Origin of the sequence: Caenispirillum bisanense (assembly GCF_039523075.1) — a bacterium.
Classification (GTDB): Bacteria; Pseudomonadota; Alphaproteobacteria; order Rhodospirillales; family Rhodospirillaceae; genus Caenispirillum; species Caenispirillum bisanense.
In genome coordinates, this window is sequence record NZ_BAAAEP010000002.1 from 52,707 (window position 1) to 69,204 (window position 16,498).

Below are 16,498 nucleotides of genomic sequence, written 5' to 3' on the forward strand. Positions count from 1 at the left end.
CGCTCCCTCCGGGAGTTGATCAGCGCGTGGCCTCGCCGTCAGCACGACCTCTTGGTGCCTTTGTGCCTTCGTGGTTCAAAAGCCCCCTGGCGGCACCTCAGCAAGGCACCAAGACACCAAGCCTTCCCGCTGCGCGTGAATGATTGTGAGGGAGGCGAGCCTCCCTCACGCTCCCTCCACGAGCGGATCAGCGCGCGGCCCGGCCGTCAGCACAGCCTCTTGGTGCCTTTGTGCCTTGGTGGTTAAAAAGCCCCCGAGGCCCAACGCACCGCGGCACCGTCAGCACAACCTCTTGGCGTACTTGGTGTCTTGGTGGCCCAAACCCCCGCCCGAACAAGAAAACGGCGCAGGAGCCTTAGCCCCTGCGCCGTCGTCGTCACATCAGCAGATCCGTGGTCGATCAGCGGCTGCTCATCGGCACGAAGTCGCGCTTCGTGTGGCCGGTGTACAGCTGGCGCGGACGGCCGATCTTCTGGTGCGGGTCCTCGATCATCTCGTTCCACTGGGCGATCCAGCCGGTGGTGCGGGCGAGGGCGAACAGGCAGGTGAACATGCTCACCGGAATGCCCATGGCGCGGAAGATGATGCCCGAGTAGAAGTCGACGTTCGGGTACAGCTTCTTCTCGACGAAGTATTCGTCTTCGAGCGCGATCTTCTCCAGCTCCATGGCGATTTCGAGAAGCGGCTCGTCCTTCACGCCCAGCACCTCAAGCACTTCATGGCAGGTCTTGGCCATGATCTTGGCGCGCGGGTCGTAGTTCTTGTAGACGCGGTGACCGAAGCCCATCAGGCGGAACGGATCGTTCTTGTCCTTGGCGCGCTTCACGAACTCGGGGATGTTCTTCTTGTCGCCGATCTCGGTCAGCATCTTCAGCACGGCTTCGTTGGCGCCGCCATGGGCCGGCCCCCACAGCGAGGCGATGCCGGCGGCGATGCAGGCGAACGGGTTGGCGCCCGACGAACCGGCCAGACGGACGGTGGAGGTCGAGGCGTTCTGCTCGTGGTCGGCGTGCAGGATCAGGATGCGGTCCATGGCGCGCGACAGGACCGGGTTCTCGACCCAGTCATCGCACGGCGTGGCGAACATCAGGCGCAGGAAATCAGCGGCATAGCGCAGGTCGTTCTTCGGGTACATGAACGGCTGGCCGACCGAGTACTTGTACGCCCAGGCCGCGATGGTCGGCATCTTGGCGATCAGGCGGTAGCTGGCCACCATGCGGTGGTGCGGGTCGTTGATGTCCAGCGAGTCGTGGTAGAACGCCGACAGGGCGCCGACGACGCCGCACATGACGGCCATCGGGTGGGCGTCGCGGCGGAAGCCGGAGTAGAACTTGGTCAGCTGCTCATGCACCATGGTGTGGTGCGTGATGTCGAACTCGAACTTGGTCTTCTGCTGCTCGTTCGGCAGTTCGCCCTTCAGCAGCAGGTAGGCGACTTCCATGAAATCGCAGTTCTCGGCGAGGTCTTCGATGGCATAGCCGCGGTGCAGCAGGATGCCGTTGTCGCCGTCGATGTAGGTGATCTTCGATTCGCACGAACCGGTGGAGGTGAAGCCCGGGTCGTAGGTGAACATGCCGGTGTCGGCATAGAACTTGCGAATGTCGACGACATCCGGCCCGGTGGAACCTCCCATGATCGGGAAGTCAAAGGTCTTCCCGTTCTTGTTGTCCGTTACCGTGACCGTGTTTTTCTTGCCGGCATCAGTCATCTTGTTCTCCGTTCGAAGATTTTCCCTGAAACTTTCGGGCTGTCACCGTTTTTGACGGCCTTTTTTCTTTACTGTGCGTCTTGGTCCACGGCATCGCGGATGCGGGCCAGGGAAGCGTCGCGCCCCAGGATCTCCATCACTTCGAAGATCGGCGGCGAGACGGTGGAGCCGGACAGCGCGGCTCGCAGCGGCTGGGCGACCTTGCCGAGCTTGACGCCGGCGGCCTCGGCGGCCTGACGGGCGTGCTCTTCCAGGGCGGCGGTCGTCCACTCCAGCGTTTCGAGGGCCGGCAGCATGGCGCGCAGCATGGCGCGCCCGCCGTCGGCCAGGATCTTGGCGGCCTTCTCGTCCACCGGCAGCGGCCGCGCGCGGAACAGGAAGGCGGCGCCGTCGGCCATTTCTACCAGGGTCTTGGCGCGCGGCTTGAGGTCCTTCATGGCCCGCCGCAGCATGCCGCGGGCCGCCTCGTCCAGCGTCAGGCCGTGGTTTTCCGCCAGGAACTCGGCCACCAGGGCGGTCAGGCGGTCGTCGTCCGCCTCGCGGATGTAGTGGCCGTTGAGGTTGTGCAGCTTGTCCATGTCCATGCGCGACGGCGAGCGGCCGACGTCGACGATGTCGAACCACTCGACGGCCTTGTCGGTCGGAATGATCTCGTCGTCGCCGTGGCCCCAGCCGAGGCGCAGCAGGTAGTTGCGCATGGCTTCGGGCAGGATGCCCATGTCGCGGTAGGCTTCGACCCCCAGCGCCCCATGGCGCTTGGACAGCTTGGCGCCGTCGGAGCCGTGGATGAGCGGGATGTGGGCGAACTGCGGCGCCTGCCAGCCCATGGCCTGGTACAGCTGGTACTGGCGGAAGGTGTTGGTCAGGTGGTCGTCGCCGCGGATGATGTGGGTGATGCCCATGTCGTGGTCGTCGACCACCACCGACAGCATGTAGGTGGGCGTGCCGTCGGCACGCAGCAGCACCATGTCGTCCAGCTGGCTGTTGGCGACGTGAACCTCGCCCTGCACCATGTCGGGGATGACGGTGGACCCGTCCTGCGGCATCTTCAGGCGGATGACGCCCGGCACGCCGGCCGGCGCCTCGGCCGGGTCGCGGTCGCGCCAGCGGCCGTCATAGCGGATCGGCTGACCGGCGGCGCGCTGCGCGGCGCGCATCTCGTCCAGTTCCTCCGGCGAGGCATAGCAGTAGTAGGCCTTGCCCTCGGCCAGCAGCTGGCGGGCGACTTCGGCATGGCGGGGCGCGCGGGCGAACTGGTGCACCGGCTCCTCGTCCCAATCCAGCCCCAGCCACTCCAGGCCCTGGAAGATCTTGGCGGTGGCATCGTCGGTGGAGCGGGCGCGGTCGGTGTCTTCGATGCGCAGCAGGAACTTGCCGCCGGTGTGGCGGGCATACAGCCAGTTGAACAGCGCGGTGCGCGCGCCGCCGATGTGCAGGTACCCCGTGGGGGACGGGGCGAATCGCGTTACGACCGTCATGAACTCGCTTCTGGCCTATTCTTTAGAGTTGGCGGATCCGACCCGCACCGCCGGGGGAAGCGGACGGTTTCTGTCAGGCGCGCGTCCTTGTATCATACTCCGTGCGCGCTTGCAGCATGAGGAATCTGGTGGAGGCGACGGAGTATCTTCCGCTGCGGCCGGACGGGGCCGCCTCAGCCCTTCCAGATAAACGGAAAATCCGCGATCTGGCAACGCCTTGGCGTGCCTTTTTGCCATCTCCGCTGAACGATCTGGCGGCCGATCGCGAGCGCTGGGTGCTGTGGCTGCCGGTGGCCTTCGGAAGCGGCGTGGGGGGTTATTTCGCCCTCTTTCATGAGCCACCCGCATGGGTGGGATTTGCGGCACTGATCTTAACACTGGCCGCCGTCGCCGCAGCATGGCGCCGGGCACCCGCGGCGGTGGCGCTGCTGCTCGGCCTGGTGGCGGTGACGGGGGGATTCGCGGCGGCACAACTGCGCAGCCATCTGGTGGCGGCGCCGGTGCTGTCGCAGCAGCTGGGGCCGGTCGCGGTGACTGGCACCGTGCGGCTGGTGGAGGACAAGGGCAACGGCCTGCGGCTGACGGTCGCGCCGGTGTCGGTGGAGCGTCTGTCGCCGGCGCGGCTGCCGGCCACGGTGCGGGTGACCCTGCGCGGCGCCGGGCCGGTGCCGGAGGCGGGCGAAACGGTGCGGCTGCGGGCGGTGCTGATGCCGCCGCCGGCCCCCAGCGCGCCGGGCGGCTTCAACTTCCCGCGGCAGGCGTGGTTCGACCGGCTGGGGGCGGTGGGGTACACGGTCGCACCGGCGGAGATTCTGGCCCCGGCCGAAGGCGGCGACGTGGCGGCGGCGGTGCAGCGCCTGCGGGCGGCGGTGGCGGCGCGGCTGGGGGCCGCCATTCCCGGCCCGGAGGGAGACATCGCCGCCGCCCTGGTCACCGGCGCCCGCGCCGCCATCCCCGAGGCGACCCTGCAGGCCTACCGCGACTCCGGTCTGGCGCACCTGCTGTCCATCTCCGGCCTGCACATGACCCTGGCGGCCGGGCTGGTGTTCGTCGGCGTGCGGGCGCTGCTGGCCATGGTACCGGCAGTGGCGCTGCGCTGGGACGTGAAGAAGCTGACCGCGGCCGGCGCGCTGCTGGCGGCGGCGTTCTATGTGGTGCTGTCCGGCGCGGCGGTGCCGAGCCAGCGCGCCTTCATCATGACCGCCATCGTGCTGACGGCGGTGCTGGTGGACCGCACTGCCATCTCGCTGCGCACCCTGGCGTGGGCGGCCCTGGCCGTGCTGCTGACCCAGCCGGAGGTGCTGGTCGGGCCGAGCTTCCAGATGTCCTTCGCCGCCGTCACGGCGCTGGTGGCCGGGTACGAGCTGCTGGCGCCGCGCCTGTCGGCGTGGCGCAGTCGCGGCCGGGCAGGGCGGCGCTGGCTGCGCACGGCGGCGGTCTACGTCGACGGGCTGATGGCTTCGACGGTTCTCGCCTCGCTGGCGACGGCGCCGTTTGCCGCCTATCACTTCAACACCGTCGCGGTGCATTCCCTGGCCGCCAATCTGGCCGCCATGCCGGTGGTGAGCGCGGTGGTCATGCCGGCGGGGATCGTCGGCCTGCTCGCCATGCCGCTGGGGCTGGAGGGAGTGCCGCTGTGGGCGATGGGGCAGGGGCTGGCGGCGGTTTCCTGGGTGGCGGAGACGGTGGCCGCCTGGCCCGGCGCCACCCGGCAGGTGCCGCCGCTGCCCGCCTGGGGTCTGGCCGGAGTGGCCCTCGGCGGCCTGTGGCTGTGTCTGTGGCGGCGACCGTGGCGGCTGGCCGGACTGGTGGCGGCGGCGGTGGCCTTCTCCAGCGCCTGGTGGTGGCCGGGGCCGGACATCCTGGTGAACGACGAGGGATCGGTGATGGCGGTGCGCGGCCCGGGCGGCGGGCTGATCCTCTCCCCCGGCCGCTCCGACGGCTTTGCCCGCGACCTGTGGCAGGAACGGTTCGGCGCCCTCGACCCGGTGCCGTGGCCGAAGAGCGGCGGCGCCACCGGCCCGGCGGTGCCCTTCACCCTCGAAAGCCCGCCGCACCTGGCCTGCGATGCCGCCGGCTGCATCTACCGGGCGCGCGGCCTGGCCACCGCCCTGGTGCGCGACCCGGCGGCGCTGCCGGAGGATTGCTGGGCCGCCGACGTCATCGTCGCCAGCATCAGCGTCACCCGCTGGTGCGACCACGCCCTGGCGGTCATCGACCGCCGCGCCCTGTGGCGCCAGGGCGCCCATGCCATCTGGCTCGGGCCGCAGCCGCGGGTGGAGACGGTGGCGGCCAGCATGGGCGGCCGCCCGTGGTCACCCTTCCGCCACTATCGCGACGGCCTGCGAACGGAGGCCGCCGGAGACAGCGGTGCCGAGCGGCCTCAGTAGTGGCGCAGCAGGCCGACCAGCCGGCCCTGGATCTGCACCCGGTCGGGGCCGAAGACGCGGGTTTCGTACTTGGCGTTGGCCGGCTCCAGCGCGATGGAGGAGCCCTTGCGGCGCAGGCGCTTCAGCGTCGCTTCCTGGGCGTCCACCAGGGCGACGACGATGGCGCCGTTCTCGGCGGTCTCGCAGCGGCGGATGATGACCGTGTCGCCGTCCAGGATGCCGGCTTCGATCATGGAGTCCCCTTCCACCGTCAGGGCGTAATGCTCGCCGCCGGTGATCAGGCTGCCGGGCACCGGCACGGTGGTGGTGGTGTCGCGCAGCGCCTCGATGGGCGTGCCGGCGGCGATCTTGCCGTAGAGCGGCAGATCCACCGCTTCCGCCGTGGTGGTGGCGGTGCCGGGGAGCGGGGCGAAGTGGCCGCGGATGACGTTGGGCTGGAAGCCGCGCGGCTCCTCCGCCGTCGCCGCCGCCAGGGCCAGCTGCGGCGCCGCTGGCTGCGGGGCGGGGACGTCCAGGCCGGCGCGCGGGCCGCCGATGTTCTCCGGCAGGCGCAGCACTTCCAGCGCCCGGGCGCGGTGGGGCAGGCGGCGGATGAAGCCGCGTTCCTCAAGCCCGGTGATCAGCCGGTGGATGCCCGACTTCGACTTGAGGTCGAGGGCATCCTTCATCTCGTCGAAGCTGGGGGAGACGCCGGTGGCGCGCAGCCGTTTCTCGATGAACATCAAGAGTTCGTACTGCTTCCTCGTCAGCATGAGGCAAGACTCCCGGCTCAGGCGGCTGCAGAAAGGGACTGGGAACAAAGACGAAACGATCTTTGGTTGTTCTAGTTTGGTTCGTCCCCTGCCGTCAAGTGAAAAACCTGAAAATCCGCGCGACTCCGCAGCCCGGGCGGCCGCGGCAGGGCCATCAGGGCGCGGCCCAGTCGCCGGATTTGCCGCCGCTCTTGCTGACGAGTCGGATGTCGGTGATGCGCATGCCGCGATCGACCGCCTTGCACATGTCGTAGACCGTCAGGGCGGCGACGGAAACGGCGGTCAGCGCCTCCATCTCCACGCCGGTGCGGCCCTTGAGCTTGCAGGTGGCGGTGATGTCGATGCCGTCGCCGGCCAGCTCCAGGTCGACGGTCACCTTGGTCAGGGCCAGCGGGTGGCAGAGGGGGATGAGGTCGGGCGTGCGCTTGGCGCCCATGATGCCGGCCAGCTGCGCCACCGCCAGCACGTCGCCCTTCTTGACGCCGTGGTCGGCGATCAGCCGGGCGGTTTCCGGCTGCATCTCGATGCGGCCGCGGGCGACCGCCACGCGCTCCGTCTCCGCCTTGTCGGAGACGTCGACCATGACGGCATTGCCGGCGGCGTCGAAGTGGGTGAAGCCGCCCATGCTCACGCCTCGACCGGCTGCAGCAGGGCGCGGGTGGCGGCGGCGACGTCCGGCTGCTTCATCAGACTTTCGCCGATGAGGAAGCGGCGGGCGCCGGCAGCCACCATGCGGGCGAGGTCGCGGTTGGTCTTGAGGCCGCTCTCGGCCACCAGCACGCGGCCCTCGGGCACCATGGCGGCCAGCCGCTCGGTCACCGCGAGGTCGATGGTGAGGGTCTTGAGGTTGCGGTTGTTGACCCCTAGCAGCGGCGAGCGCAGCACCGTCAGCGCCCGCTCCATCTCCGCCTCGTCATGCACCTCGATCAGCACGTCGAGGCCGTGGCGGTCGGCGGCATCCTCCAGTTCGGCGGCCTGGGCGTCGGACAGCGCGGCCATGATGATGAGGATGCAGTCGGCGCCGATGGCGCGGGCCTCGGCCACCTGATAGGGGTCGATGAGGAAGTCCTTGCGCAGCACCGGCAGGCCGCAGGCATCGCGGGCGGCGGCGACGAAGCTGTCGGCGCCCTGGAAGTACTGCTCGTCGGTCAGCACCGACAGGCAGGAGGCGCCGCCGGCCTCGTAGGCGCGGGCAAGGGTGGCGGGATCGAAGTCCGGCCGGATCAGCCCGGCGGAGGGCGACGCCTTCTTGATCTCGCAGATGAGGGCGAGGCGGCCGGCGGCGACGCTGCCGTCGAGGGCGGCGGCAAAGGCGCCGGCCGGCGCCTGCTCGGCGGCCCGCGCCTCGACGGCGGCCAGCGGCGCCGCGGCGCGGCGGGCGGCGACCTCCTCGCGCTTGGTGGCAAGGATCTTCTGCAGCACGTCAGACACCGGCGGTCTCCGTTTCCGTCTGGGGTTCGCCGCGGGTGATGCGGATCATGTGGTCGAGGGTGGCGGCGGCCTTGCCTGTGTCAAGGGCGGCGGCGGCCTGGGCCACGCCGTCGCGCAGGGCGGCGGCGCGGTCGCTCACCACCAGCCCGGCAGCGGCGTTCAGCAGCACGATGTCGCGGTAGGCGCCGGGGCGGCCGGCCAGCACGTCGCGGATGGCGGCGGCGTTGGTTTCGGCATCGCCGCCCTTCAGGTCTTCCGGGGCGCAGCGGCGCAGGCCGGCATCTTCCGGCGTCACCTCGAAGCAGGTGACGCGGCCGTCCTTCAGCTCCGCCACGAAGGAGGCGCCGGTGGTGGTCAGTTCGTCGAGCCCGTCGGAGCCGTGCACCACCCAGGCCCGTTCGCTGCCGAGGCGGCCGAGCACCTGCGCCACCGGCTCCACCCAGCGGTGCGCGAAGACGCCGAGCACCTGCCGTTTCGCCTCCGCCGGATTGGCCAGCGGGCCGAGCAGGTTGAAGATGGTGCGGGTGCCAAGCTCGGTGCGCGTCGGGCCGACGTGGCGCATGGCGGAATGGTGGCGCGGCGCCATCATGAAGCCGATGCCGGCCTCGCGCATGGCCTGTTCCACCCGCTCGTGCGGCGCGTCCAGGTCAACGCCCAGCGCCTGCAGCACGTCGGCCGAGCCCGACTTGGAACTGGCGGCGCGGTTGCCGTGCTTGGCCACCGGCACGCCGCAGGCGGCGATGACGATGGCGGCGCAGGTGGAGATGTTGAAGGTGCCGCTGCTGTCGCCGCCGGTGCCGCAGGTATCAAGGGCGCCGGCCGGGGCCTCCATGCGGGCGGCCTTGGCGCGCATGATGCGGGCGGCGCCGGTGATTTCCTCCACCGTCTCGCCGCGCACCCGCAGCGCCATGAGGAAGGCGCCGATCTGGCTGGGCGTGGCGGCGCCGGACATGATCACCTCGAACGCCCGTTCGGCATCGGCCTCCGACAGGGCGGCGCCGGTGGCGACGGTGGCGATCACCTCCTTCATGAGGTCGCTGGACATCAGGCGGCCTTCCGCGACGGGGTGCCGCCGGCGGCCTCCAGGAAGTTGCGCAGCAGGCGGTGTCCGTGTTCGCTTTCAATGCTTTCCGGGTGGAACTGCACACCGTGGATCGGCAGATCGGCATGCTGCAGGCCCATGATGAGGCCGTCGTCGGTCCAGGCGGTCACGGTCAGGCAGGCGGGCAGGTCGTCGCGGCGCACCACCAGCGAATGGTAGCGGGTGGCCCGGAACGGGCTCGGCAGGCCGGCGAACACGCCGGCGGCGGTGTGGGTGATGTCGGAGACCTTGCCGTGCATGGGCTGCGGCGCCCGCACCACGGTGCCGCCGAAGGCCTGGCCGATGGCCTGGTGGCCGAGGCAGACGCCGAACAGCGGCACCCGGGTCTCGGCGGCGGCGGCGATCAGGCCCAGGCAGACGCCGGCGCGGTCGGGGTCGCACGGGCCGGGCGACAGGATCACCCCCTGCGGCTGCATGGCCAGCGCCTCGGCGGCGGTCAGGGCGTCGTTGCGGCGCACCTCCACCTCGGCTCCCAGCTCGCCCAGGTAGTGCCAGAGGTTGTAGGTGAAGCTGTCGTAGTTGTCGATCAACAGGTACATGCGTCGCCCGCCTTGGTCCCGGTTCGTTCGGGCGAAGATGGCAAGCCCGGCGCGGCGCGTCAAGAAATGCGGGGCGTCGGGGCGGTGCTCAGGCGGCGTTACCGCCCAGCAGCAGCACCAGCATGACGGTGCCGACGGCGATGCGGTACCACGCGAAGGGCGCGAAGCCGTGCCGGCTGATGAAGCCGAGCGCCACCTTGATCACCACCAGCGCCGTCAGAAACGCGGTGATGAAGCCCGTCGCGATCAGGCTCATGTCGCTGAAATCCAGGTCGCCGCGGGCCTTGTACAGCGAATAGACGGTCGCCCCCAGCATGGTGGGGATGGCGAGGAAGAAGGAGAACTCCGCCGCCGTCCGACGCTCCACCCCCACCAGCAGCGACCCCATGATGGTGGCGCCGGAGCGGGACACGCCGGGCACCATGGCGAGGCACTGGAAGATCCCGATTCGCAGCGCCAGCCGCCAGGAAAAATCTTCCACGGCATGGACTTTCGGCACTTTCCTCGCCCGTTCGATGAGCAGGATGGCGACACCGCCCAGGATCAGGGCCACCGCAACCACCACCGGCGCCCCCAGCAGCGCCTTGATGCCCTGGTAGGCGATGGCGCCGATCACCATGGCCGGCAGGAAGGCGATGGTGATGTTGCGCACGAAGGCGCGCTCGCGCGGGCAGACGAACATGCCCGTCGCCGCCCGCCACAGGCGCGGCCAGAACAGCAGGCAGACGGCCAGGATGGCGCCGAGCTGGATCACCACCTCAAAGGTCTTGCCGGGCGGCGAGGGGAACTTCAGCAGGTCCACCAGCAGCACCAGATGGCCGGTGGAGGAGACGGGAATGAACTCGGTCAGCCCCTCCACGAACCCCAGCAGGGCGGCAAGCAGGGTGGTGTCCACGGTGCTGGTCACGATCGGCTCCGGCGGCGGGATCAGGTGGCCGGATGATGCGTCGGCGCCCGCGGGAAAGCAACGCCGCCAAAAGATGCGCCGCCCCCTCGCCGAAAAGGGCAGAAAGCTGCCGTGTTCCACACTGTTTCACGGCCTTGTCTACTAGTAGATGTCCAGCGGAGCGGTAGAGGACAATGGTCCTAGGCTTTTGGTCCGTGAAACACGGGAAACGCAGGAACATAAGGCAGCTAAGCCAGCAATGAAAGGACTCTAGCGGCGCGCGCCCGGCGGCCGGAACCGGCGCCGTCCGCGTCGGAAAAGCGCTTCTACTAGTAGAGAAACCGCCGCCAACCGCCGCCCGTCGGCCACAAGCAGCCCCCGGCAGTAGCCAAAGCGCCACTGCCCCCTTTGTGTCTTGGTGTCTTGGTGGTGAATCCGGCCCCGGCAGGCGGTCAAACCTGGCTCACCGGCGCCGGAGCGTCGGTTTCGGCGGCGAGGTCGACCATGCGCATCAGCACTTCCAGTTCCTGCGCGCCGGCCATGCTGAAGCGGTCGTTGAAGATGAAGCACGGCACGCCGTTGATGCCCATGCGATGGCTGCGGGCGTTGGCGGCGTAGACGGCATTGGCGCCGGATTCCGTCATCAGGCGGCGGTAGATCTCGTCATCGTCCAGACCGTGATCGCCGGCGATGGCGGCCAGTTCGGAGGGGTCGCCGATGTCGCGGCCATAGGTGAAGTAGGCGACGAACAGGGCATCCACCAGCGCCGGCTGCACGCCCACCGGGGTCATCTGGATCAGGCGATGGCTGTTCAGGCTGTTGGGGGTGCGGCGGATGCGGTCGAAGCTGAAGTCGATGCCCTCGATGCGCCCGGCCCCGACCAGGGCGTCATACATGCGGTCCACCCGCTGGCGGCCGCCGAACTTGCGCTCCAGGTACAGCGAGCGGTCCGTCCCCTCCGGCGGCAGTTCGGGGTTGAGCAGGAACGGCTGCCAGCCGAATTCCGGTCGCACCTCCGGCCGGCTGCGCAGCGCCCGCTCCAGCCGGCGCTTGCCGATGAAGCACCACGGGCAGACGGTGTCGAAGACGATGGTGATGCGCATGGGGCCTCGGCGGACGTCCTTGAGCTAGTCGGCAGCGGCTTCCGCGTGCTCCAGCAGGGACGCGGCGGTGTCCGCCTCGCTCCAGGCGGCGGCGCCGACGTGGGGCCAGACCTTCACCACCTGGTATACGTCCTGAACGGCGAAGTCGGTGTAGCCGATCACGCCGGCGATGCGGTGCATGACGATCTGCGCTTCCTCCAGCGGCGTGTCGGGCAGGGCGACGGCGAAGCGGGCGCCGCCCAGGTGGGCGGCCAGATCCTCCGCCCGCACCAGGCTGGTGATCCACTGGCCGAGTTGCTGGCGCAGGTGATTGCCGGCGGCGGAGCCGAACTCTTCCTCGATGCGGGCGACGCCGCCGAAGGCGAAGTGGATGACGGTCAGCGGCTTGCCCTGGCGGCGCGCGGTCTCGATACGGCCGTTGAGGTAGGCGAGCAGGAAGTCGCGGGTGTACAGTTCCGGCAGGTCGGCCGACAGCAGCGCCGGCAAGCGGGTGCGGTCGAAGGCCCGGCGCAGCGCCCAGCGACGCTGCTGCCGGCGCACCAGGGTGGCGAGCGCCCATTCCAGCGCCGCCGCACTCGGCTGCCGCGGCAGTACCAGGCTGGCCCCGAGCAGATAGGCCCGCTCCACGTCCGCCGGCGTCTCGGTCGGCAGCAGCAGGATGACGGGAAGGTTGAACAGGCGCGGGTTGCGGCGGATCTGGGCGCAGATGTCCAGCGCCGGCTCGGGGCTGCCGTCGACGCCGATCACCAGGCAGTCGAAGATGCGGCGCGCCATCAGGTCGTCAGCTTCATAGAGGGTGGCGGCGCTGGTCAGTTCCGCGTCCGTAACGGCGGCGGCGCGCACCTGCGCCTGATCGGCCTCGGTGCCGGCCACCAGGATCTGCGGTCGTTCCGCCGGCGCATCGACATGGTCCGACACCGCGAGCCCGAAGCGGCCGGCGGCGGCGGTGCGATGCTCCAGCTCCGCCCGCATGGTGGACAGGCGCACCAGCGGCCGCAGGCGGGGCCCGAGCACGGCCCGCTCCGACGGCCACGACAGCACGTCATCAACGCCGATCCGCTGCAGCAGCGGCAGGGCCTCCGCCGGCCAGTCGGCACCGACGAGGAACACCGGAATGTCGGCGGTTTCGGGGTGATCCTTGAGGGTCCGGGCGCAGGCCAGCGAGGTCATGTCGGCGGGATGCTCGCCCACCACCACCACGTCGGGACGCAGGGCGCGGGCCTGGGCCAGGGCCTCGGCGCCGGAGGTCACCAGGGGGCCGGCAAAGGACTCCGCCACCAGGGCCGCGTGCAGCGTCCGCGCCGCTTCCGTGTCGGCCATCACCAGCAGAATGTTCGCCAGATGAATCATGGTCAGGTATCCCCCTCGGCTGCCCCGCGCGCCCCCGCGCCGGCCGGCTGCGGCCCAGACTACCGCTGAAAGCGCGCCGCCACCAGCGGGAATGGCAACACTGCGGCAGGGGAGAAGGTGGTGGTGCCGGGATACCAGCGCCCGGCACAAGAAAAGCCGGGGGAGGCACGGTGGCCTCCCCCGGGAGGGGGTCTCGAACAGGGAGCACTCAGGATACTTACAGGTCGCCCTCGGCCATCTGGAGAACGGTGCGCAGGTTGGCGCGGCCGCGGGAGAGGCGGGACTTCATGGTGCCGACCGGCAGGTTGTTCAGCGCGGCGGCGTCCTGGTGGGACATCTCGTCAATGCCCAGCATCTGCACCGCGGCCCGTTCCTGGCTGGAGAGCGCGTCCAGGGCCTCGACCGTTTCCTTCAGGTAGACGCTGTGCATCTGGTTCGGGCGGGCGATCATGGTATCGTCGTGGACGGCCTGCGCCATGTAGCGGCTGGCGACGGCCTCGCGGCGCTTCTGGCTGATGAACACGTTGCGCATCATGGTGAACAGCCAGGAGCGGAGGTTGGTGCCGGTCTTGTAGAGGTGCCATTTCAGAATGGCCCGCTCGACGCAGTCCTGGACCAGGTCGTTGGCGTCGTCTTCGGTGCGGGTAAGAGACCGGGCGTAGCGCTTCAGGTCCGGAATCTGCGCCGCGATCTGGGTACCAGGATCAGCGGTCATGGCGGCCTTGCTGGTCATTCCGAGGACTCCTTCGCGAGTGTCTTTCCGTTGCCGAGCGGGCCGGGTTGCCGTTGCGCCGCTCTCCATGTCTCGCAGCATGCCCCCAGGGCGCGTAAAGCCGCCATGCGGCCTTGTCCGCCGATCCATAAAAAGCGTGTTATTCGCACGGCGGCCCCTCGGGCGCCGGGTGAGGGACGCTGGCAAGGACCGTCCGGGAGGAGGGAAGGCCTTTTTGTTTCAGTTAGTTAGCCATTCTCGCGCGCCGCCTTGGGGCGTCGTCCGCAGCCCGTGTAAAGGCGGCGCGCCGGCCATAAAGAGGGTGTAAGGGTCTCCGACGCCGGGCGGAAAAAACAACGGCCGCCCCAGGGCTGGGGCGGCCGTTGCAAGCCGGCGGAAGACGGCTGAGCGGGGTTATTCGGCGGCCGTCTTGACCGGCGCGGCCATGGCGGCGGACAGCGGCGCCTCCGCCCCGGCTGCCTCCCGCCGGCGCTGGCGCATGGCCATGAGCTTGTGGCGATAGGGCAGCTCCACCTTGTAGTCGAGCGGGTAATGCACCTGACCGCTCGGTCCCGTGAAGGCGCTGTCGATTCCTCCGAATCGAGGCTACGACGACCGGCGCAACAGCCTCCCGCCGGGTGGCGTTGCCCGGGGAGAGCCACCCAGGAGGACGCCGCCGCCATGACCTTTTCCCTCGTCGCCCGCTGTCCGCGCTCCGGCCAGATCGGGGTTGCCGCCGCCACCGCCATGCCGGCTGTCGGCAAGCTGCTGACCCATGCGCGGGCGGGGCTGGGGGCGGTGGCGACACAGGCGCGGCTCAACCCCTACCTCGGCATCGACGGGCTGCGGCATCTGGCGGCCGGGCTGACGGCGGCGGAGGTGGTGGAGCGCCTGTGCCGCGACGATCCGCGCATCGCCACCCGCCAGATGGCGGTGGTGGACGCCGCCGGACGCACCAGCGCCTGGACCGGCCCCGACTGCCCCGACTGGGCCGGATCGCTGGCGGGCGAGGGGTTCAGCGTGCAGGGCAATCGCCTTGCCGGGCCGCACGTGCTGGAGGCCATGGCCGCCGCCTTCCTGGCCGACCGCGCCCTGCCGCTGGCCGAACGTTTCCTGGCGGCGCTGGAGGCGGGGGTGGAGAGCGGTGGCGACACCAAGGGCGAGCAGTCGGCAACCATCTACATCATGGACACCGAGGAGTACCCGCTGTGGGACATCCGGGTCGATCAGCACGAGCGTCCGGTGGTCGAGCTGCATCGCCTGCACGACATCTTCCGCGACCAGTTGCTGCCGCACATCAAAAAGATGCCCACCCGCGCCAACCCGGCCGGCGAGGCGGGAGAGGACGATGCCTGACGACGTCGCCATGGTCGACTGCCGACCGCCCGTAGCCTCGTCAACACCGGCGCCGGTGGTGTTCGACAGCCCCCACAGCGGCCGCCACTACCCCGCTGACTTCCGCCCCGCCCTGCCGCTCCGGCAGTTGCAGGGCGGCGAGGATCGCCATGTCGACCGCCTGATCGCGCGGGCGCCGGAGCATGGGGCGTGGCTCGTCACCGCCGGCTTCGCCCGCACCTACATCGACCCCAACCGCGATATCGCCGACATCGACCCCGACCTGCTCGATGGTCCATGGCCGGGGAGGGTCGACCCCGGCGGTCACAGCCGCCACGGCATCGGGCTGGTCTTCCGGACCCTCGGCGACGGCACGCCGATCTACGACCGCCGGCTGTCGGTGGCGGAGGTGCAGGGGCGCATCGACCGCTGCTGGCGTCCCTATCATACGGCGCTGGAGCAGGCCCTGAGCCGTGCCGGCGAGGGATGGCGCCGGGTCTGGCACCTGAACTGCCATTCCATGCTGCCGGTGGGCGATGCCCTGTCGCCCGATCCCGGCTGCCGGCGCGCCGACATGGTCCTGGGCGACCGCGGCGGGCGCAGCTGCGAGCCCGCCTTCACCGCCCTGGTGGCAACGGTGCTGCGTGACCTGGGATATTCGGTGGCGATCAACGACCCCTACCAGGGGGCCTGGATCGTCGCCCGCCACGGCCGCCCGCAGGAGGGCCGCCACAGCCTGCAGATCGAGATCAACCGGGCCCTCTACATGGACCTGACGACCCTTGCCCCGCACGCCGGCTTCGACCGTCTGCAGGCGGACCTGGGGGATCTGGCGCGGGAAGTATGCGCCCATGCCCGCCGGCACGGCGCCTGAGGCGGCGGAGGCCGGCGGAAACGGCGGCGGACCGTCAGACGTCGACAATCATTTCGAAGCCGCCATAGATCATCCGCTGGCCGTCGAACGGCATGGGGTTGGTGTCGGGATGCAGGCGCGGGTCTTCCATCACCTTCTTGATCCCGGCATCGCGCACCTCGCGCGAGGGCCACAGGATCCACGAGAACACCACCGTCTCGTCGTCGTTGCGCTTCACGGCCATGGGGAAGGAGGTCACCTTGCCCTCCGGCACGTCGTCGCCCCAGCATTCCACCAGCTTCAGGGCGCCATGCTCGCGAAACACCGCCGCCGCCGCCTCGGCATGCTGGCGGTAGACCTCCTTGTTGGCCGTGGGCACGGCCAGCACAAACCCGTCAACGTAGGTCATCGTCCGCATCCTCTCTGTCAGGCGTGGGTTGCTTCGGGGCAGCCGGCTTCGGCGGCCGCCGGGTCCATCCACAGGATCTCCCAGATGTGGCCGTCGGGGTCCTCGACGCTGCGCATGTACATGAAGCCGTAGTCCTGCCTGGGCCCCGGATCGGCCCGGCCGCCGGCCGCTGCGGTGGCGGCCAGGGTGTCGTCGACCATCTGCCGACTGTCGACCGACAGGCAGACGAGGACTTCGGTGCTGCTGCGGGCCTCCGCGACCGCCTTCGGCGTGAAGGTGCGGAATTTCGCCTCGGTCAGCAGCATGACGTGGATGGCCTCGGAAAAAACCATGCAGGCGGCGGTGTCATCGGTGAACTTGGGGTTCAGGGTTGCCCCCATCGCCTCGTAGAATGATATGGCCCGTCCCAGGTCGGAGACGGGCAGGTTCACGAAGATCATCCTCGGCATG

The 16,498-nt window shown here is 69.8% G+C and carries 17 protein-coding genes; 3 read left to right on the forward strand and 14 right to left on the reverse strand.

Annotation, left to right across the window (positions count from 1 at the left end; translation table 11 throughout):
- Positions 1-400: 400 nt before the first annotated feature.
- On the reverse strand, positions 401-1,708 hold the full coding sequence (gltA, locus tag ABD056_RS01870; protein WP_343863846.1) for a citrate synthase: 1,308 nt from the start codon (positions 1,706-1,708) through the stop codon (positions 401-403).
- 68 nt (positions 1,709-1,776) lie between these two features.
- On the reverse strand, positions 1,777-3,186 hold the full coding sequence (gene gltX, locus ABD056_RS01875) for a glutamate--tRNA ligase (protein WP_343863847.1): 1,410 nt from the start codon (positions 3,184-3,186) through the stop codon (positions 1,777-1,779).
- 350 nt (positions 3,187-3,536) lie between these two features.
- Here gltX and ABD056_RS01880 point away from each other — a divergent pair, with 350 nt between their 5' ends.
- Entirely contained in the window at positions 3,537-5,576 is a 2,040-nt protein-coding gene (locus ABD056_RS01880) for a ComEC/Rec2 family competence protein (RefSeq protein WP_343863849.1), read from the forward strand.
- Here the strand turns inward: ABD056_RS01880 and lexA are convergent.
- The 10 genes from lexA to ABD056_RS01930 all read right to left on the reverse strand — a co-directional run bounded on the left by lexA (position 5,570) and on the right by ABD056_RS01930 (position 14,009).
- Positions 5,570-6,328, reverse strand: coding sequence for a transcriptional repressor LexA (gene lexA / locus ABD056_RS01885; RefSeq protein WP_343863851.1), 759 nt, complete (start codon positions 6,326-6,328; stop codon positions 5,570-5,572). The two genes, ABD056_RS01880 and lexA, sit on opposite strands and share 7 nt — an antisense overlap.
- A gap of 154 nt (positions 6,329-6,482) precedes the next feature.
- Complete coding sequence (gene moaC / locus ABD056_RS01890) at positions 6,483-6,953, reverse strand: cyclic pyranopterin monophosphate synthase MoaC (protein ID WP_343863852.1); 471 nt, start codon at positions 6,951-6,953, stop codon at positions 6,483-6,485.
- 2 nt (positions 6,954-6,955) lie between these two features.
- The gene (gene trpC, locus ABD056_RS01895; protein ID WP_343863854.1) at positions 6,956-7,759 is read right to left on the reverse strand and encodes an indole-3-glycerol phosphate synthase TrpC; all 804 of its coding nucleotides are present in this window, start codon (positions 7,757-7,759) and stop codon (positions 6,956-6,958) included.
- Positions 7,752-8,804: an anthranilate phosphoribosyltransferase gene (trpD, locus tag ABD056_RS01900; protein ID WP_343863856.1), complete on the reverse strand. Its 1,053-nt coding sequence runs from the start codon at positions 8,802-8,804 to the stop codon at positions 7,752-7,754. Before trpD ends, trpC begins: the two co-directional genes overlap by 8 nt.
- Positions 8,804-9,400 carry an anthranilate synthase component II gene (locus ABD056_RS01905; protein ID WP_343863858.1) on the reverse strand — a complete coding sequence of 199 codons (597 nt, stop codon included), beginning with the start codon at positions 9,398-9,400 and terminating at the stop codon, positions 8,804-8,806. The genes trpD and ABD056_RS01905 overlap by 1 nt, the downstream gene beginning before the upstream one ends.
- 88 nt (positions 9,401-9,488) lie before the next feature.
- On the reverse strand, positions 9,489-10,307 hold the full coding sequence (locus ABD056_RS01910) for an undecaprenyl-diphosphate phosphatase (protein ID WP_343863860.1): 819 nt from the start codon (positions 10,305-10,307) through the stop codon (positions 9,489-9,491).
- Positions 10,308-10,738: 431 nt separating this feature from the next.
- Positions 10,739-11,389: a DsbA family oxidoreductase gene (locus tag ABD056_RS01915; RefSeq protein WP_343863862.1), complete on the reverse strand. Its 651-nt coding sequence runs from the start codon at positions 11,387-11,389 to the stop codon at positions 10,739-10,741.
- A 24-nt stretch (positions 11,390-11,413) separates the two neighbouring features.
- Complete coding sequence (locus tag ABD056_RS01920) at positions 11,414-12,739, reverse strand: diguanylate cyclase domain-containing protein (protein ID WP_343863864.1); 1,326 nt, start codon at positions 12,737-12,739, stop codon at positions 11,414-11,416.
- A 217-nt stretch (positions 12,740-12,956) separates the two neighbouring features.
- Complete coding sequence (locus ABD056_RS01925) at positions 12,957-13,472, reverse strand: sigma-70 family RNA polymerase sigma factor (protein ID WP_343863866.1); 516 nt, start codon at positions 13,470-13,472, stop codon at positions 12,957-12,959.
- Positions 13,473-13,865: 393 nt separating this feature from the next.
- Positions 13,866-14,009 (reverse strand): hypothetical protein, encoded by a 144-nt coding sequence (locus ABD056_RS01930; protein WP_343863868.1) that lies wholly within the window; start codon positions 14,007-14,009, stop codon positions 13,866-13,868.
- 123 nt (positions 14,010-14,132) lie between these two features.
- On the opposite strand from ABD056_RS01930, the gene ABD056_RS01935 reads away from it, so the two are divergent.
- Complete coding sequence (locus ABD056_RS01935; protein ID WP_343863870.1) at positions 14,133-14,807, forward strand: DUF1028 domain-containing protein; 675 nt, start codon at positions 14,133-14,135, stop codon at positions 14,805-14,807.
- Positions 14,800-15,660 (forward strand): N-formylglutamate amidohydrolase, encoded by an 861-nt coding sequence (locus ABD056_RS01940; protein ID WP_343863872.1) that lies wholly within the window; start codon positions 14,800-14,802, stop codon positions 15,658-15,660. The genes ABD056_RS01935 and ABD056_RS01940 overlap by 8 nt, the downstream gene beginning before the upstream one ends.
- Before the next feature lie 34 nt (positions 15,661-15,694).
- Here the strand turns inward: ABD056_RS01940 and ABD056_RS01945 are convergent, their stop codons facing one another.
- Together ABD056_RS01945 and ABD056_RS01950 are read right to left on the reverse strand one after the other, a co-directional pair.
- Positions 15,695-16,048: a DUF1428 domain-containing protein gene (locus tag ABD056_RS01945; RefSeq protein WP_343863874.1), complete on the reverse strand. Its 354-nt coding sequence runs from the start codon at positions 16,046-16,048 to the stop codon at positions 15,695-15,697.
- Between the two features lie 17 nt (positions 16,049-16,065).
- A complete protein-coding gene (locus tag ABD056_RS01950; protein ID WP_343863876.1) occupies positions 16,066-16,497 on the reverse strand; it encodes a VOC family protein in 432 nt (143 codons plus the stop codon).
- Position 16,498 lies beyond the last annotated feature (1 nt).